The 15,581-nt window shown below is 61.9% G+C and carries 15 protein-coding genes; 8 read left to right on the forward strand and 7 right to left on the reverse strand.

Annotation, left to right across the window (positions count from 1 at the left end; genetic code table 11):
* The first annotated feature begins 103 nt into the window (after positions 1-103).
* The 3 genes from uvrD (at position 104) to LK03_RS05750 (ending at position 3,820) form a co-directional block, all read left to right on the forward strand.
* Positions 104-2,287 carry a DNA helicase II gene (gene uvrD / locus LK03_RS05740; RefSeq protein WP_038411463.1) on the forward strand — a complete coding sequence of 728 codons (2,184 nt, stop codon included), beginning with the start codon at positions 104-106 and terminating at the stop codon, positions 2,285-2,287.
* A 151-nt stretch (positions 2,288-2,438) separates the two neighbouring features.
* The gene (locus tag LK03_RS05745) at positions 2,439-3,296 is read left to right on the forward strand and encodes a Tim44 domain-containing protein (protein WP_038411464.1); all 858 of its coding nucleotides are present in this window, start codon (positions 2,439-2,441) and stop codon (positions 3,294-3,296) included.
* A 116-nt stretch (positions 3,297-3,412) separates the two neighbouring features.
* On the forward strand, positions 3,413-3,820 hold the full coding sequence (locus tag LK03_RS05750; RefSeq protein WP_038411465.1) for an SMI1/KNR4 family protein: 408 nt from the start codon (positions 3,413-3,415) through the stop codon (positions 3,818-3,820).
* A 73-nt stretch (positions 3,821-3,893) separates the two neighbouring features.
* Here the strand turns inward: LK03_RS05750 and LK03_RS05755 are convergent, their stop codons facing one another.
* Entirely contained in the window at positions 3,894-5,654 is a 1,761-nt protein-coding gene (locus LK03_RS05755; RefSeq protein ID WP_038411466.1) for a cation:proton antiporter, read from the reverse strand.
* A gap of 308 nt (positions 5,655-5,962) precedes the next feature.
* Between LK03_RS05755 and LK03_RS05760 the strand changes: the two genes are divergently transcribed.
* Positions 5,963-6,448, forward strand: a complete 486-nt coding sequence (locus LK03_RS05760) for an acyl-CoA thioesterase (protein WP_038411467.1) — start codon at positions 5,963-5,965, stop codon at positions 6,446-6,448.
* On the opposite strand, the gene pdxY is transcribed toward LK03_RS05760, so the two are convergent.
* Positions 6,445-7,317: a pyridoxal kinase PdxY gene (gene pdxY / locus LK03_RS05765; RefSeq protein ID WP_038411468.1), complete on the reverse strand. Its 873-nt coding sequence runs from the start codon at positions 7,315-7,317 to the stop codon at positions 6,445-6,447. The genes LK03_RS05760 and pdxY overlap by 4 nt on opposite strands.
* Positions 7,318-7,435: 118 nt before the next feature.
* On the opposite strand from pdxY, the gene LK03_RS05770 reads away from it, so the two are divergent.
* On the forward strand, positions 7,436-7,828 hold the full coding sequence (locus LK03_RS05770; protein ID WP_038411469.1) for a DUF3301 domain-containing protein: 393 nt from the start codon (positions 7,436-7,438) through the stop codon (positions 7,826-7,828).
* Here the strand turns inward: LK03_RS05770 and LK03_RS05775 are convergent, their stop codons facing one another.
* Genes LK03_RS05775 through zigA form a run of 3 tightly spaced genes read right to left on the reverse strand, consistent with a single transcriptional unit; the run spans position 7,829 to position 10,677 of the window.
* Positions 7,829-8,800, reverse strand: coding sequence for a CobW family GTP-binding protein (locus LK03_RS05775; RefSeq protein ID WP_038411470.1), 972 nt, complete (start codon positions 8,798-8,800; stop codon positions 7,829-7,831).
* Positions 8,801-8,839: 39 nt separating this feature from the next.
* On the reverse strand, positions 8,840-9,472 hold the full coding sequence (locus LK03_RS05780; RefSeq protein ID WP_038411471.1) for a DUF1826 domain-containing protein: 633 nt from the start codon (positions 9,470-9,472) through the stop codon (positions 8,840-8,842).
* Entirely contained in the window at positions 9,469-10,677 is a 1,209-nt protein-coding gene (zigA, locus tag LK03_RS05785; RefSeq protein ID WP_038411472.1) for a zinc metallochaperone GTPase ZigA, read from the reverse strand. The genes LK03_RS05780 and zigA overlap by 4 nt, the downstream gene beginning before the upstream one ends.
* Before the next feature lie 112 nt (positions 10,678-10,789).
* On the opposite strand from zigA, the gene LK03_RS05790 reads away from it, so the two are divergent.
* Entirely contained in the window at positions 10,790-11,170 is a 381-nt protein-coding gene (locus LK03_RS05790; RefSeq protein WP_038411473.1) for a hypothetical protein, read from the forward strand.
* 28 nt (positions 11,171-11,198) lie between these two features.
* Positions 11,199-12,089: a GTP cyclohydrolase FolE2 gene (folE2, locus tag LK03_RS05795; protein ID WP_038411474.1), complete on the forward strand. Its 891-nt coding sequence runs from the start codon at positions 11,199-11,201 to the stop codon at positions 12,087-12,089.
* Here folE2 and LK03_RS05800 read toward each other — a convergent pair whose 3' ends face one another.
* Positions 12,090-12,617, reverse strand: a complete 528-nt coding sequence (locus LK03_RS05800) for a DUF3617 domain-containing protein (protein ID WP_038411475.1) — start codon at positions 12,615-12,617, stop codon at positions 12,090-12,092.
* Between the two features lie 129 nt (positions 12,618-12,746).
* Here LK03_RS05800 and cls point away from each other — a divergent pair, with 129 nt between their 5' ends.
* Positions 12,747-14,186: a cardiolipin synthase gene (gene cls / locus LK03_RS05805; RefSeq protein WP_038411476.1), complete on the forward strand. Its 1,440-nt coding sequence runs from the start codon at positions 12,747-12,749 to the stop codon at positions 14,184-14,186.
* Between the two features lie 4 nt (positions 14,187-14,190).
* Here cls and cfaB read toward each other — a convergent pair whose 3' ends face one another.
* Complete coding sequence (gene cfaB / locus LK03_RS05810; RefSeq protein WP_038411477.1) at positions 14,191-15,375, reverse strand: C17 cyclopropane fatty acid synthase CfaB; 1,185 nt, start codon at positions 15,373-15,375, stop codon at positions 14,191-14,193.
* Positions 15,376-15,581 lie beyond the last annotated feature (206 nt).

Consider the following 15,581-nt stretch of genomic DNA (forward strand, 5'->3'; position numbering starts at 1 on the left):
AAGTACTCGCGCCTGGGAAGCGCCGATAAACGGTTGGCATCTGTCCAAAGAATTGTCATACCGACGTTTGCCCCCTGCCACGGCCCGGCCCTAGAATGGCCGGATGCACAATGACGACCTCTCCCTCCTGCTGAACTCCCTCAACGATGCTCAACGCCAGGCCGTAGCCGCCCAGGTGGGGCGTCAACTGGTGCTTGCCGGTGCCGGCTCGGGCAAGACCCGCGTGCTGGTGCATCGTATCGCCTGGCTGATCCAGGTCGAGCATGCCTCGCCGCACTCGATCCTGTCGGTGACCTTCACCAACAAGGCCGCGGCCGAGATGCGTCAGCGTATCGAGCAGCTGCTGGGCATCAACCCGGCGGGCATGTGGGTCGGTACCTTCCACGGCCTGGCCCATCGCCTGTTGCGAGCGCACTGGCAGGAAGCACGCCTGGTGCAGAACTTCCAGATTCTCGACAGCGACGATCAGCAGCGATTGATCAAGCGGGTCATGCGCGAGCTGGGTCTGGATGAGCAGAAGTGGCCGGCGCGCCAGGCTCAGTGGTTCATCAACGGGCAAAAGGATGAGGGCCTGCGTCCACAGCACATCCAGGCCGGTGGCGACCTGTTCCTGACTACCATGCGCGAGGTCTACAGCGCCTACGAGCTGGCCTGCGAACGCGCTGGCGTCATCGATTTTTCCGAGCTGCTGCTGCGCGCGCTCGACCTGTGGCGCGACAACCCCAGCCTGCTCGAGCACTACCAGCGCCGCTTCCGTCACTTGCTGGTCGACGAATTCCAGGACACCAACGCCGTGCAGTACGCCTGGCTGCGCATGCTGGCGGCCGGCGGTGACAGCCTCATGGCGGTGGGCGATGACGACCAGTCGATCTACGGCTGGCGCGGCGCGAAGATCGAAAACATCCACCAGTACACGGCCGACTTCCCCGATGCCGAGCTGATCCGCCTCGAGCAGAACTACCGCTCCACTGGCGGCATCCTCAAGGCGGCCAACGCGCTGATCGTCAACAACAGCGGGCGCCTGGGCAAAGAGCTGTGGACCGACATGGGTGAAGGCGAGCCGCTGACGCTCTACGCCGCCTACAACGAACACGACGAAGCACGCTATGTGGTCGAGACCATCGAAAGCGTGATCAAGCAAGGCAGCGCGCGCAACGATATCGCCATTCTGTACCGCTCCAACGCCCAGTCCCGGGTGCTCGAAGAGGCGTTGCTGCGCGAGCGCATTCCCTATCGAATCTACGGTGGGCAACGCTTCTTCGAGCGCGCCGAAATCAAGAACGCCATGGCCTACCTGCGGCTGATCGAAGGGCGTGGCAACGATGCGGCGCTGGAGCGGGTGATCAACGTGCCGCCGCGGGGCATCGGCGAAAAGACCGTCGAGGCCATTCGCGCCCATGCCCGTCATAGCCAATTGTCGATGTGGGAAGCCCTGTGCCAGTTGCTCGCCGGCAAGGGCCTCAAGGGCCGTGCGGCGAGCGCGCTGGGCGCTTTCGTCGAGCTGATCGACAACCTCGCGACGAAGGTCGCCGAGATGCCATTGCACCTGATGACCCAGACCGTCATCGAGCAATCCGGGCTGATTCCCTATCACCAGGAAGAAAAAGGTGAGAAAGGTCAGGCACGGGTGGAAAACCTTGAGGAACTGGTCAGCGCAGCGCGCAACTTCGAGCCCGGCGCCGAGGATGCCGAGTTGACCGAACTGGCGGCTTTCCTCGGCCACGCCTCCCTCGAAGCCGGGGATACCCAGGCCGAAGAGCACGAAGACAGCGTGCAATTGATGACCCTGCATAGCGCCAAAGGCCTGGAATTCCCCCACGTCTTCCTGGTGGGCATGGAGGAAGGCCTGTTTCCGCACAAGATGAGCCTGGAAGAGCCGGGCCGCCTGGAAGAAGAACGTCGCCTGGCTTATGTCGGCATTACCCGTGCCATGCGCCAACTGGTGATGACCTACGCTGAAACTCGGCGCCTGTACGGCAGCGAAACCTACAACAAGGTGTCGCGTTTCGTTCGCGAGATCCCAGGTGGGCTGATCCAGGAGGTCCGCCTGTCCAACTCGGTGAGCCGGCCATTCGGTGCCTCGCAGCCGCAGAACAGCAAGCTGTTCGCCAATGAAAGCATTCCCCAGACTGCCTTCACCCTGGGTCAACGCGTGCAGCACTCGGTATTCGGCGAAGGCACCATTCTCAACTTCGAGGGCTCCGGCGCGCAGGCACGGGTGCAGGTCAACTTCGCCGAGGGCAGCAAGTGGTTGATGCTCGGCTATGCCAAGCTCGAAGCGATTTGATCTGACCGAACATTCAGACCCTTCCCACACTCGAATCGGAAGGGTCTTGTGGCCAGCAAGGCAAAAGCTCGAAACACTCTGGCGCTGGTCACGGCTCGTCTAACCTGTGCACCATGCGCGCGTGCAATCCACAAAATGGGAAATCCCTTCTATGCAACGTTTTCTTAGCATCGCTCTGGCGCTTTGCGTCGGCCTGACGCTGAGCCTCGATGCCAACGCCAAGCGTTTCGGCGGCGGCAAGAGCTCGGGCTCCGCGCCCATCCACCAGACCCGCCAAGCCACGCCTGCCACTCCAGCCCCAGGCGCTGCTGCCACTGCCCCGGGCCGTGCGCCCGCTGCCGCAAGCGGTGCTTCGCGCTGGCTCGGCCCACTGGCTGGCCTCGCCGCCGGTGGCCTGCTCGCATCCATGTTCATGGGTGATGGCTTCGAAGGGATGCAGATCTTCGACTTCCTGCTGATCGGCCTCATCGCCTTCCTGGTCTTCCGCTTCATCGCCGCACGGCGTCGCAAGCAGGAAGCGCACATGGCGCCAGCCGGTCACGCTCCGTTCCAGCGTGAACAGCACGCCCAGCCAGCCCAGCAGCCGATGTTCGGCCGCGGCGCGGCCGCCGCCACCGCCGCACCGGTGATCAACGCCCCAGCCTGGTTCAACGAAGCCAGCTTCCTGGCCGCTGCCCGTTCGCACTTCCAGACCCTGCAGCAGCACTGGGACGCGAACGAAATGGACAAGATCGCCGAATTCGTGACCCCGCAGTTGCTCGAGTCGCTCAAGCGCGAACGTGCGGCCGAAGCCGAAGGCTACCAGTCCACCTACATCGATGACCTCGACGTGCAACTTGAAGGCGTCGACGATCGCGCCGATGTCACCATCGCCACCCTCACCTTCCGTGGCGTGGCCAAGACCTCGCGCTTCGATCAGGGCGAGGCGTTCAGCGAAAGCTGGCACATGCAGCGCGCACAAGGTGAAAACCAGCCTTGGCTGCTTGCCGGTATTCGCCAGAACGGCTGATCCGAAGCGGCTCTAACGAAAACCCTCGGGCTGGCCCCGGGGGTTTTTGCTTTTAGTGGAGTGGGCTACTAGGGTATAAACCGCAAAATTGCCGATAAGGTCAGAGGAAGCGAACCGTGGAAGAAGTGATCGAACAGCTCCGTGAAGCCAACGAGCCGGTGCCCGTGCCGTTGGAGCTGCCTGACGAAGACATGTTGGTGGAGGTCGAAGAACAGCTGTTCATCAACATCCCGTTCGTGTTCAAGGAATTCCTGCTGACCGTCAGCGACGTGGTCTACGGCAGCCTTGAACCGGTCACCGTCACCGATCCGCAGTCACACACCTACCTGCCCGAAGTCGCGGCCAACGCCTGGGACGCCGGCGTGCCGCGTGAGCTGATTCCACTCTGCCAGGACGGCGACGATTACTACTGTGTCGAGGAAGACGGCACCGTGGTGCTGTGGAGTGGCGATGATGAGCTGGTCGGTGAAGACAGCTGGGAGTCGGTATGGCACTGGGCGCGGGATGTCTGGCTGGAAAGCTGAGCCTGGTCTTCTAACCCCGATCGATAAAGAACCCCGCCAAGTCAGGCTGCCTGGCGGGGTTCTTCGTTTCAGCCTAGTGGGAATGATCGCGGCTGTTTTCCAGCGTCTCCAGCAAGGCGATCTGCATCCGCGTATGCACACGGATGAACCAGCGCCACAACACCGCCACCACCACCGCCGCCACCACCGCGATGATCAGCAACAGCTCGCTGGTCGGCAGAATGCTCGCCGACAGCGCCGAGAGCAGCAGGAAGATCACCAGCAGCGAGAGCAACGGAATGACCTCAGCCACCACGCGGCGTACACGCTGGGTATGCCGACCCGCCATCTCGGGCTTCACACCCATCTCTGCCAGCAGCATCGACAGCGCCTTGAGCTTGCGGTAGGCGGCGATCAGGAACGGCAGCGAAAGCAACAATGCCGCGCCCCAGATCAACGCCTTCTGCTGGCTGACATCCGTCACCCACTCACTCATCCAGGCACCCAGACGGCTGGCGAAGTAGCCGCCGCTGAAGAAGATGGCGATGACCAGCGCCAGGTTGACGCCAACTTGCAACAGAATACGCCGGATCATCGCCGCCACCATCGCCCCCTGGCCCTGCGGCTGGATACTGCGCAGCCATTCACCGTACAACGACAGCACCCGGCCGAGCCGATCAGGCATGACCTTGCCCAGCTTCAGCGACAGCGGGTCGGCAGCTTTGATCAGGTAAGGGGTCAGTAAGGTGGTGATGGCCGATACCGCTACGGCCACCGGGTAGAGGAAGTCGCTGGTGACCTGCAACGTCATGCCAAGCGCGGCGATGATGAAGGAAAATTCGCCAATCTGCGACAGCCCCATGCCCACCCGCAGCGACGTGCGCCCGTCGTTCCCGGCAATGAACGCACCCATGCCGCACGAGAGCATCTTGCCCAGCACCACCGCAAAGGTGATGACCACGATCGGCCAGGCGTAGTCGATCAGCACCTGGGGGTCGATCATCAGGCCGATGGCGACGAAGAAGATGGCGCTGAACATGTCGCGTACCGGCTCGACGAGGCGCTCGATCTTCAGCAACTGACGCGACTCGGCCATGATCGCGCCGATCAGGAACGCCCCCAGCACCATGCTGTACTCAAGCTTGACCACCAGCAGGCAGAAGCCGAAGCACAGGCCCAGCACGGTGATCAGCAGCATTTCGTTGCTTTCGAACTTCGCCACGTAGGCCAGCAGGCGCGGCACCAGCAGAATGCCGATGACCAGCGCGACGATCATGAACAGCGACAGCTTGCCAACCGTGGAGAACACCTCCCCGGAGCTTACCGTGCCGCTTACTGCGATGCCGGAGAGCAAGGCGATGATGCCGATGCCCAGAATGTCTTCGACGATCAGCACACCGAAAATCAGCTGGGCGAAGCGCTCGTTCTTCATCTTCAGGTCATTGAGCGCCTTGACGATGATGGTGGTCGAGGAGATCGCCAGGATGGCGCCGAGGAACAGCGAGTCCATGGTGCTCCAGCCGAACCAGCGGCCGATCTCGAAACCGATCCAGATCATCAGGACGATTTCCAGAAACGCCGCGATGAACGCGGTGGCACCGACCTTGAACAGTTTGCGCAGGCTGAACTCCAGCCCCAGACAGAACATCAGGAAGATCACCCCCAGTTCGGCAAGGGTCTTGATGGTGTCTTCGTCGTGAATCAGGCCGAACGGTGGAGTGTGTGGGCCGATGATGAACCCGGCGACGATGTAACCCAGGACGACCGGCTGCTTGAGCCGATGGAACAGAATGGTCACCACACCGGCGACCAGCATGATCACGGCCAGGTCCTGGATGAAGCTTATGGCATGCATGGCGTGATACTCCTTGTTCGAGCCACAGGCACAACCCGCAGCGCCAGGCCAAGGCCCCGCACCGCGAGTACAGATTGTTCTAAGAATGGTAAGCCCATGTTGCATGGGCGCAGTCAGGGTAACATTGCGGTCTGCCGCGCAGCGCCGATGCAATATGCCGAAACAGATCGACGCCCAAACACCCAACTATTCGCGCCTGTGCGCTTCTATGTTGCGAAGCGTCCGGTCACACGAAGCACATCAACAGGGGAAAGAATGTGTCCAAAGATACCCACCCCGTTTCAACGCAATCACACCGTGAGCTCTCTATGGAACCTGGAAACGCCCAGTTGACGATGACCGTCCTGATGACCCCGGACATGGCCAACTTTTCTGGCAACGTTCACGGCGGCGCCTTGCTCAAGTACCTCGACGAAGTGGCCTACGCCTGCGCCAGCCGTTACGCCGGCACCTATGTGGTGACCCTGTCGGTGGATCAGGTGATCTTCCGCGAACCGGTGCATGTGGGCGAACTGGTGACCTTCCTGGCCTCGGTCAACTACACCGGCAACACGTCCATGGAGGTCGGCATCAAGGTGGTCACCGAGAACATTCGTCAACGCTCGGTGCGCCATTCGAACAGCTGCTTCTTCACCATGGTCGCGGTGGATGACCAGCGCCGCCCGGTGCCGGTCCCACCACGCCAGCCGCAGACCAGCGAAGAAAAGCGCCGCTTCCTGCAAGGCCAGCAACGCCGGGAAATCCGCCAGGAGCTGGAAAAGCGCTATCAGGAACTGAAAAGCGACGGCGTCTAAACCGCCAGCAACTGCGCCTGGAAGCGTACCCGCGGGTGGGCGATGCGATCTTGCGCGCGCACCAGCTGCAGCTCGTAACTGGCGCAGGCCTGGGTTTCCAGCAGCACCTCGTGCACAGCGGCGGCGGCGAATTCGAACGCCTCGCGCCAGCTGTCACCCAGCAGGGCGCGGGCCAGGAACAGCCCGGAGGTCAAGTCGCCTACCCCCACCGGCTGGCGCGGAAAGGCCAGCAGTGGACGGCGCAGGTGCCAGGTCTGCTCAGCCGTCACCAGCAGCATTTCGAAGGCGTCCGCTGGCCGCTCGGGATAAGCCAGGTGCTTGACCAGCACCACCTGCGGACCGCGCGCCAGCAGGCTGCGGGCCATCGCCGCACAGTCGGCCAGGGACTCGGCGCGACGACCGCAGAAGGTATCGAGCTCGAGCTGATTGGGGCAGAGGATATCGGCCTTGGCCAGCGCCTGGCCGACGAGGAAGTCGCTTACCGCTGGCGGCACATTGCAGCCTTTCTCGGGATGCCCCATCACGGGGTCACAGAGGTACAGCGCCTTGGGGTTGACCGCCTTGATGCGCTCGACACCCGCCAGGATCGCCTGGCCCTGCTCGGCACTGCCCAGATACCCCGAGAGCACGGCATCGCACTCGCCCAGTTCACCGATGTTGCAAATGCCTTCCACCAACGCAGGAATTTGCTCGGGGGGCAGCACTTGCCCGCTCCACTGACCATACTGGGTGTGGTTGGAGAACTGCACGGTATTGAGCGGCCACACATTCACCCCCAGCCGTTGCATGGGAAACACGGCGGCACTGTTGCCAGCATGGCCAAACACGACGTGGGACTGGATGGCGAGCAAATGCGGCGTACGTTTCATGCAGGTGATTTCCAAAGCGGTCGAAGAATTTGCGCCGCGCAGTATGAACCCGATTGCCACCTGTACGACAGGCCAACGACGCAGTTAAGCTGCCGCCACCTGTCTGGAGCCCGAGCCCATGTTGACCCTGGAAAACCTTTTCGTTCTGATGCTGCTGGTGAGTGCCGGCGCGTGGGTCTGGCATAACCATGGGCTGCGCGAGAAAGCCCTGGAGCGGGTCAAGCAACATTGCGCCAAGCTCGACCTGGAACTGCTCGACGATGCGGTGGCACTCAAGCGCATCGGCTTCGTGCGCGACGCCAGTGGCACCCGGCGCCTGGCGCGCATCTATGCCTTCGAATTCACTGTCACGGGTGAGCAGCGCCACCCAGGCGTCGTCACTCAGTTTGGTCCGCACACGATGCAGATCGAGCTGGCGCCTTACCCATTCGAAATGAAGACGCCGCCCAAGGCCGATAACGTCATCGAAATGCAGCAGTGGCGTCAGGAACACAATCGCTGGAACGGCTGATCAGCCTGTTACCTGACACGTTGCGAATACGCCGGCCAGACGCTCTGTGTCCTGTGGCTGGTCGAAGATCAGTTCGATCCGTGAGTCGTTGCGCCACTCGCTGTCGCGCCACTCGACCCCCCCTGGCGCCAGCCCGTTGAACGAACGCCAGCCCAGCGCGCTGTGGATAACTCCTTTGGCACGGCGCCAAGGGAGCATCGCCAAGGCATCGGCGATCTTTTCAGCGTCGAACGACTGGCCGGGATGCCAGCGCCAGCCGATGCTCCAGCCACCTTCGCCGACCGCTGTCTGGCACAGCGGTCGCGTTGGATCGGTCCAGAGCGTGCCTTGGGGAGTCGAGATATCCACAGCCTCAGTTTGCTCGTCCAGTTCATCGAACAAGGTCACGGGAGCAAGCTTCAACCGAGCAAGATCCACGCGCCCAAAATCTGTCCACAGGCTGTCTATCTCAGGCATTTTCGAGGTTATCAACAGCCGCTCTGATTGATCCACAGAGGCTGCCTTGTTGATAACCACCGAACCTGCGTTCGCCAATGCCTGTCGCTGCACCTCGGCCAACGGTTCGCCGCGGGCAAGTGACTGAGCGTCGAGTACCATCAGCAACGGCTGCACTGCCAATACGCCCGCCCAGGGCGCTTGCTGCAAATGCTGCAGCAGTTGTACTGGGTGGCCGAGCCCCGAGGGTTCGATGAACAGTCGATGGGGCCTGACGCTACGCAGCAACTTGCCCAGGCCCACCTGGAACGGTACGCCGTTGACGCAGCACAGGCAGCCACCTGCGACCTCGGCGATTTGTACCCCTGAGCGGTCGCCGCTGAGCAACGCGGCATCCAGACCGATCTGCCCGAACTCGTTGATCAGTACAGCCCAGCGTTCACTGTGGGGACGCTGGTCTAGCAGACGGCGTAACAAACTGGTCTTGCCTGCTCCGAGGGGCCCGGCGATCACATGGGTGGGAATATTCTTCAGCATCATTCAGGCCGTGGATAACGTTATCCCCACTATGCGCGCTCACGCCAACCAGTCAAGACTGAGCAACAGACGTCGCTCACCCGCAGGCGTTTGGGGTGACCTGTGGATAATTCCGTGCCCTTCATTGCCTTCGAATTGTTCGCCTTTGAGGATCGCCACATCGCCTGTACACAGGCGCTTGATGTTATCCACAGAGGTCATCGCCCGTGGTAGATCGCTGCGATCGACAGCACCTTCAGCCAGCCACTCGCTGCCCGCCCCTGCGTAGGTGCTCAGCAGACGCAGCGGCACATGGTCGACATGAAAGCGGGGGCACATGGCGCTTTCCAGCACCCGCACGCGCAGCCCTACACGACGTGCACCCAACAAGCAGGCGTAGGCTGCCACCAGCCACTCCACATCGGCGACAAAACTGTCGTAACCCTGCACGTCGATTGCGCCCTTCAACAGCCCTGGCAGGCTCGGCGCCTCATGTTCGGCCACTTCGACCACACGCTCATCGCCAAGCGGCTGCTGTAGCCCAAGCACCAGCGTGGCGAAATCTTCGACGTGTGCCGGCAGCTGGCGCTGCCAGACAGCCAAATTGACGTCGTCGCGCAGGATATCGGCCAGGCACTTCGGGGAATGGCCCAGCACTTGCTGCACGGCGCGGTTGCGCAATTTCAACATCATGCCGCGTCCTCCTCGATCCATGGTCCGAAGGGATCATCCAGGCGCAGCCAGGCCGTCGAGCCCAACGCCATTTCGGCATCGGTGAGCAGGCAGGCGTCGAGATCTGCGGTCAATTGAGCGAAGTCGATGTTCTGGCCGATGAATACCAGCTCTTGGCGACAGTCGCCGGTGTCGGCAGTCCAATGCCTGAAGATTTCTGCCACGCTGTCCTGATCCTGTGGCCACTGCGCCTGCGGCACGAAGCGCCACCAGCGGCCAGCAAGGCCGTGACGCACCATGCCCCCAGCCTGCGACCAGCTGCCGGCGTCCTGGTACTTGCTCGCCAGCCAGAAGAACCCCTTGGAGCGCAGCAGGCGGCCATTGCTCCACGGCGCCTGGAGAAAATCATGGAAGCGCTGCGGGTGCAATGGCCGACGCGCCTGCCAGGTGGTGGCAGCGATGCCGTAGGCTTCGGTTTCCGGCAGATGCTCGCCGCGCAGCTCCTGCAGCCAACCGGGCGACTGCGCCGCCTGCTCGAAGTCGAACAAGCCGGTGTCGAGAATACGCGTCAAGGGCACCTGGCCCATCACCATCGGCAGCACTTCGGCGCGGGGGTTGAGTCGCTGCACGATCGCCATCAGTTCCTCGCGCTCATGCTGGCTGACCAGGTCGATCTTGCTCAGCAGAATCACATCGGCGAACTCCACCTGCTCGATCAACAAGTCGCTGATCGATCGCTGATCGTCTTCACCCAAGGTCTCGCCGCGGCTGGCGAGCGAGTCGGCTGCCTGGTAGTCGTGCATGAAATTCAGCGCATCGACCACCGTGACCATCGTATCCAGGCGCGCCAGGTCAGACAGGCTGCGGCCTTGTTCGTCGCGGAAGGTGAAGGTCTCAGCCACCGGCAGAGGCTCGGAGATACCCGTGGACTCGATCAGCAGGTAATCGAAACGGCCTTCCTCGGCCAGCCGTGCCACCTCTTCCAGCAGGTCTTCACGCAGGGTGCAGCAGATGCAGCCGTTGCTCATTTCGACCAGTTTTTCCTCGGCACGATTGAGGCTGACATTGCGCTGCACATCGCTGGCATCGATGTTGATTTCACTCATGTCGTTGACGATCACGGCGACACGCAGGTTTTCGCGGTTGCGCAGCACATGGTTGAGCAAGGTGCTCTTGCCGGCGCCGAGAAAGCCGGACAGCACGGTGACGGGAAGACGGGTGGACATGATCGGGCCTCATCGACGGGCGCATTCGAAACGATGCGTTGCTTAACGTTATATTATAACAATACAATGCTGCCAAGCCGTATTCGCCCAACGGTATCGCCCGGGAGCCGTAATGAACCTACTTCGTGCGTTTGCCGCGCTGATCGCGTTGACGCTTGGCGCGTCCATCCACGCAATGCCTCGCGCCGACCTGCCGCTGTGTACGCGCTCAGCGACACTGGTCGCATGCAAGGACCAGCGCGGCAATCATTACAGTGTGCGCACACAAGGCAGCACGCTGTTCCTACGCGGTTACGACGCTGCCGGCGCACGCCGGTGGGCTCAGACCAACGACCGCTACGGCTCGCTCACTTTCTTCAGTGGTCTGGCAAGCGACGGAGAAGTATGGGTCGGCTATACCCGTCGCGTCGGCTGGACCTCCATCAGCCGCTTTTCCAGTTCCAGCGGCGAACGCTTCAACCTCCACTGCGCGCTGATTGGCGGCTGCCGGTAATGACCTCTTCACTCCATCAGGTGCTTCGATGACCAGCCTTTCTCTTCCCGATATCGCCGCGCAGACTGTTCCACACGCCACCGCGCTGGAGTGGGTCGGCATGTGCGGTATCGCCCTGCCTGTGGTATTCGAGCAGCAGCGCGTGAGCGCCGTCGCCGATGCCGGTGTCAGCCTTGACGATGCTCAAGCGCGCGGTATTCATATGTCCAGGCTGTATCTGGCATTGAAGCAACTCGAGTCCGCGCCCTTGGATTGCAGCGCACTGCGCCGGCTGCTCGACAGCTTCCTCGCCAGCCACACAGGGCTTTCCAATAGAGCGTCGGTACGCATCGCCTTCAACCATCTGCTTAAACGCTCCGCGCTGGTCAGCCCACTCGCAGGCTGGAAGCACTATCCGGTTGAGATAAAGGCACACCTGAGCGGCGAGATGTTCCACGTGGAACTATTTATGGATATCGCCTATTCCTCGACCTGCCCCTGCTCGGCAGCACTCGCGCGTCAATTGATTCAGGAGAGCTTCGCCAAGCGTTTCATGGATGAATCAGCGGTTGATCCGAAAGCGGTGCTGAGCTGGCTGGGTACGACGGAGGGCGTAGTCGCTACGCCGCACAGCCAACGTAGCCGCGCGCGCCTCCAGGTAAGGCTGGGGGAAGGTGCTGACGCACTGCCGTTCACTGCACTGATCGATGCGGCTGAGCAGGCGTTAGGCACTGCCGTGCAAACCGCGGTGAAGCGCGCGGACGAACAGGCATTCGCTTTAGCCAACGGTCAGAACCTGATGTTCTGCGAGGATGCAGCGCGGCGCCTGCACCAGGCACTGCGCCAAGAGGAACAGCTGAGCGGCTTTCACATACGCGTGGAACATGCAGAAAGCCTGCACGCCCACGATGCGGTGGCCGCCAGCCAGTGGCGCTGGTAATCAGTTGCGTGGGCGAACGTTGCCGCAGTCGGCACCTAACCACGTCGCGCGCGTATTCATGCTGCCCTTCTGCTGCACACCGGACGCGTTGAAAGTGCCGTTGACCGTAGTGACGAACTCCCGGTCGCTGAGGAAGGTCGCCTGGCCAGTGCCTTGCGCGCGAGGACAGGTGAACTGGAAATCCCAGACATTGCCATTGCGCGCGGTGATCTTCTGCGTGCAGCCGGACTGCGGGTCTTGCAGAGGAATGTCATTGGTGTTGACCTGCTGCTGGGTCAGGCACGAGCGCACGCCTTTGCCCGCGACAGTGATGCCCTGCTTGGCCAGCGCGCCTTCCATCATCGCCCGTTGTTCGGGCGGCAGATTCTTCAACTGGCCAAGCATGAAGTCCATGTCGGGCAGCGGCTTGCCGTCGACCTGCATGTTGCTGGTGGTCAGTTCCCACAGACCCGGTTGCAGCATCTGCGCGTGCAACACAGGGGAGGCAATGCCCAGGGCCAGGGCAAGCAGTGGCAGACGGATGTTCATGTATGAATGCTCCTTGAAGGTACCGGCCCCAAGCCGGACCTTCGCTTAGACGCCATTTCCCGGTTCGGGTTGCACGGCGTGCGGTGAACGTGGTCTGTTAGCCATCTGCCCCCGGAATGCAGGATGCACATGGACTACCACAGCCCGTATTTCTTCGGTTATCTGCTTGGCGTGATTCATACGCTGGGCATCGTCGCTGCGCTGCATGCGCTGTTTACCGTGCGCACTGCCCAAGGCGCAATCGCCTGGGCCATGTCGCTGCTGTTCATTCCCTACCTGACCTTGATCCCGTACCTGATCTTTGGTGCGCGCTCGTTCTCGGCCTACATCAAGGCACGTCGCCAGGCGAATCGAGAAATGCACGTGGCAATGGCCGATCTCAACTGGCGGCCGTGGGTGGAAGAAGCGTTGGCCGCCCGGGAATCCAATAGCTACAAGGCCCTGCGCGCCATGCCCAAGCTGGGCAGAACGCCGTGCCTGGCGAACAACCAAGTCCAGTTGCTGATCAATGGCAAAGCGACCTTCGAGGCGATCTTCCAGGCCATCGAGGCCGCCCAGGACACGGTGCTGATCCAGTTCTTCATCATCCACGACGACATCATCGGCCAGGAAATGCAGCAGCTGCTGCTGCGCAAAGCCGCCGAGGGCGTGCGCATTTTCGTTTTGTACGATCAGGTCGGCAGCCATGCCCTGCCCGCTCGCTACAGCCAGGTGCTGCGTGAGGGTGGCGTGGCGATTCATGCTTTCACCACCCGCCGCGGCTGGTTCAACCGTTTCCAGGTCAATTTCCGCAATCACCGCAAGATCGTCGTGAGCGACGGCCTGGTCGGTTTTCTCGGCGGGCTCAACGTCGGCGACGAATACCTGGGCGGCAATCCGCGCCTGTCGCCGTGGCGCGATACCCACCTTCAAGTCAGCGGACCGGTCTTGGCCTGCCTGCAGGAATCGTTCGCCGAGGACTGGTACTGGGCTACCCGGACCCTGCCGCCGTTGATCCTGCAAGACAGCTATCCGGACGATGGCGTGCTGTGCCAGGTACTTGCCAGCGGCCCGGCAGACTCCCAGGAAACCTGCGCGCTGTTCTTCCTTGAAGCGATTCATTCGGCGACCCAACGCATCTGGATCACCAGCCCGTACTTCATTCCAGACGAAGCTGTGTTCGCCGCCTTGCGTCTGGCAGTACTGCGCGGCGTCGACGTGCGGGTACTGATTCCAGCCCGCCCCGACCACCGCGTGGTCTACGCAGCAACCACACTGTTCGCCTTCGAAGCCGTGCGCGCTGGGGTGCGGATGTTCCGCTATCAGCCAGGGTTCGTGCATCAGAAAGTGGTACTGGTGGACGACGAGGTCAGCGCTATCGGCAGTGCCAACCTGGATAATCGCTCGTTCCGCCTCAATTTCGAGGTGATGCTGTTGACCATCGACCGCGCCTTCGCCGACGAAGTCGAGCACATGCTGCTGGATGACTTCATTCATGCGCGGGAAATCAGCCCCGAGGAAAGCCACGACACGCACCACCTGCAGAAGCTGGGGATGCGCATCGCGCGGTTGATCTCGCCAATTCTGTAGAGGGCTAACGGTACAGGTCGTCGCGAGTCCACGGCAGATCGTGTCGGCCATCGGCGTAGGGTTTCACAGCCAGTACCTGATGCAGGTTGATCCAGCCGCGGGTGAATGCATAGGCGCATCCGGCCAGGTACAGACGCCAGATGCGCAACGTCTGTTCCGGCACCAGCGCGGCAGCACGGTGTAGCTGGTTCTCCAGGTTCTGGCTCCACAGGCTCAGGGTTCGCGCGTAGTGCAGGCGCAGGCTCTCGACGTCGACCACCTCCAACCCGCTTTCACACACCGCAGCGGTGATCATCGACAGATGTGGCAACTCGCCATTAGGGAAGACATAGCGGTCGATGAACGCTCCTGCGCCTTTGCCGACCGGTCGCCCATCGACGGCCTTGGCCGTGATGCCATGGTTCATCACCAGCCCGCCCTCACGCACGGCAGCGAACAGCGTCTGACAATACAGTGGCAGGTTGGCATGTCCGACATGCTCGAACATGCCGACGCTGACCACCTTGTCGAAGCGGCCATCCTGCGGCAGGTCGCGGTAGTCGAGAATCTGCAACTCCACCTGGTCGCCCAGCCCCTGCTCGTCAACCCGCTGACGCGCTAATGCAAGCTGCTCTTTGCTCAGGGTGATACCGAACACTTTGGCACCGTATTCACGTGCGGCGAAGCGTGCCAGGCCGCCCCAGCCGCAGCCGACATCGAGCAGGTAGTCACCGGCCTGCAAACGCAGCTTGCGGCACAGGTGATCGAACTTGTTCGACTGCGCCTCGTCGAGCGTGTCGTCCGGCTCGCGGAAGTAGGCGCAGGAGTACGCCATGTCACGGTCCAGCCACAGCTGATAGAAGGCGTTGGACACGTCGTAGTGATAGGCGATGGACTGCGCGTCGGTCTGTTTATCGTGGGCGACCCGCTGCGGCGCGGTGTCGTGCCCAGGTTGCAGCAAGGCCTCGCTGAGCTGATCACACACCCGCACGGCCTCGCCGATATCGCCTTCAAGTTCGAGCTTGCCATCGACGAAGGCCGAGCCGAGCTGGTCGAGGCTGGGATGAGCCAGCTGGGTAACCACCTGAGGTTCCTTGATCAGAATAGTGACCTGTGGGTCAGGCCCAAGATCGAACTGATTGCCATCCCAAAGCTTGACCCGAAGCGGCAGGTGCAGACGCTGTAGCGCAGGTGGAAGTTGCCCGAGCATGGAAGACCCCTCCGATGATTGAAAAGGCGTGTAGGAGCGGGTTTACCCGCGATGGCCAGCAACGCCGACCCAGCCCTGCAGGGTTCCACAGTGTCTGCAGTCGGACTGTTTCGCTGGCCATCGCGGGCGGGGAGTCCGCTCCTACATGGTCCTTGACTGACGGCACAAAAGTACGCCCCGCCTTGAGGGTAGTTGATTGTCTGGAG

Source organism: Pseudomonas cremoricolorata (assembly GCF_000759535.1).
GTDB lineage: Bacteria > Pseudomonadota > Gammaproteobacteria > Pseudomonadales > Pseudomonadaceae > Aquipseudomonas > Aquipseudomonas cremoricolorata_A.

What these genes read in the sequence shown, in the direction of transcription:
- uvrD (WP_038411463.1), top strand. Translation starts at nt 104, where the DNA reads ATGCACAATGACGACCTCTCCCTCCTGCTGAACTCCCTCAACGATGCT.
- LK03_RS05745 (WP_038411464.1), top strand. Translation starts at nt 2,439, where the DNA reads ATGCAACGTTTTCTTAGCATCGCTCTGGCGCTTTGCGTCGGCCTGACG.
- LK03_RS05755 (WP_038411466.1), bottom strand. Translation starts at nt 5,654, where the DNA reads ATGCATGCCATAAGCTTCATCCAGGACCTGGCCGTGATCATGCTGGTC.
- LK03_RS05760 (WP_038411467.1), top strand. Translation starts at nt 5,963, where the DNA reads ATGGAACCTGGAAACGCCCAGTTGACGATGACCGTCCTGATGACCCCG.
- pdxY (WP_038411468.1), bottom strand. Translation starts at nt 7,317, where the DNA reads ATGAAACGTACGCCGCATTTGCTCGCCATCCAGTCCCACGTCGTGTTT.
- LK03_RS05770 (WP_038411469.1), top strand. Translation starts at nt 7,436, where the DNA reads ATGTTGACCCTGGAAAACCTTTTCGTTCTGATGCTGCTGGTGAGTGCC.
- LK03_RS05775 (WP_038411470.1), bottom strand. Translation starts at nt 8,800, where the DNA reads ATGCTGAAGAATATTCCCACCCATGTGATCGCCGGGCCCCTCGGAGCA.
- LK03_RS05780 (WP_038411471.1), bottom strand. Translation starts at nt 9,472, where the DNA reads ATGATGTTGAAATTGCGCAACCGCGCCGTGCAGCAAGTGCTGGGCCAT.
- zigA (WP_038411472.1), bottom strand. Translation starts at nt 10,677, where the DNA reads ATGTCCACCCGTCTTCCCGTCACCGTGCTGTCCGGCTTTCTCGGCGCC.
- LK03_RS05790 (WP_038411473.1), top strand. Translation starts at nt 10,790, where the DNA reads ATGAACCTACTTCGTGCGTTTGCCGCGCTGATCGCGTTGACGCTTGGC.
- folE2 (WP_038411474.1), top strand. Translation starts at nt 11,199, where the DNA reads ATGACCAGCCTTTCTCTTCCCGATATCGCCGCGCAGACTGTTCCACAC.
- LK03_RS05800 (WP_038411475.1), bottom strand. Translation starts at nt 12,617, where the DNA reads ATGAACATCCGTCTGCCACTGCTTGCCCTGGCCCTGGGCATTGCCTCC.
- cls (WP_038411476.1), top strand. Translation starts at nt 12,747, where the DNA reads ATGGACTACCACAGCCCGTATTTCTTCGGTTATCTGCTTGGCGTGATT.
- cfaB (WP_038411477.1), bottom strand. Translation starts at nt 15,375, where the DNA reads ATGCTCGGGCAACTTCCACCTGCGCTACAGCGTCTGCACCTGCCGCTT.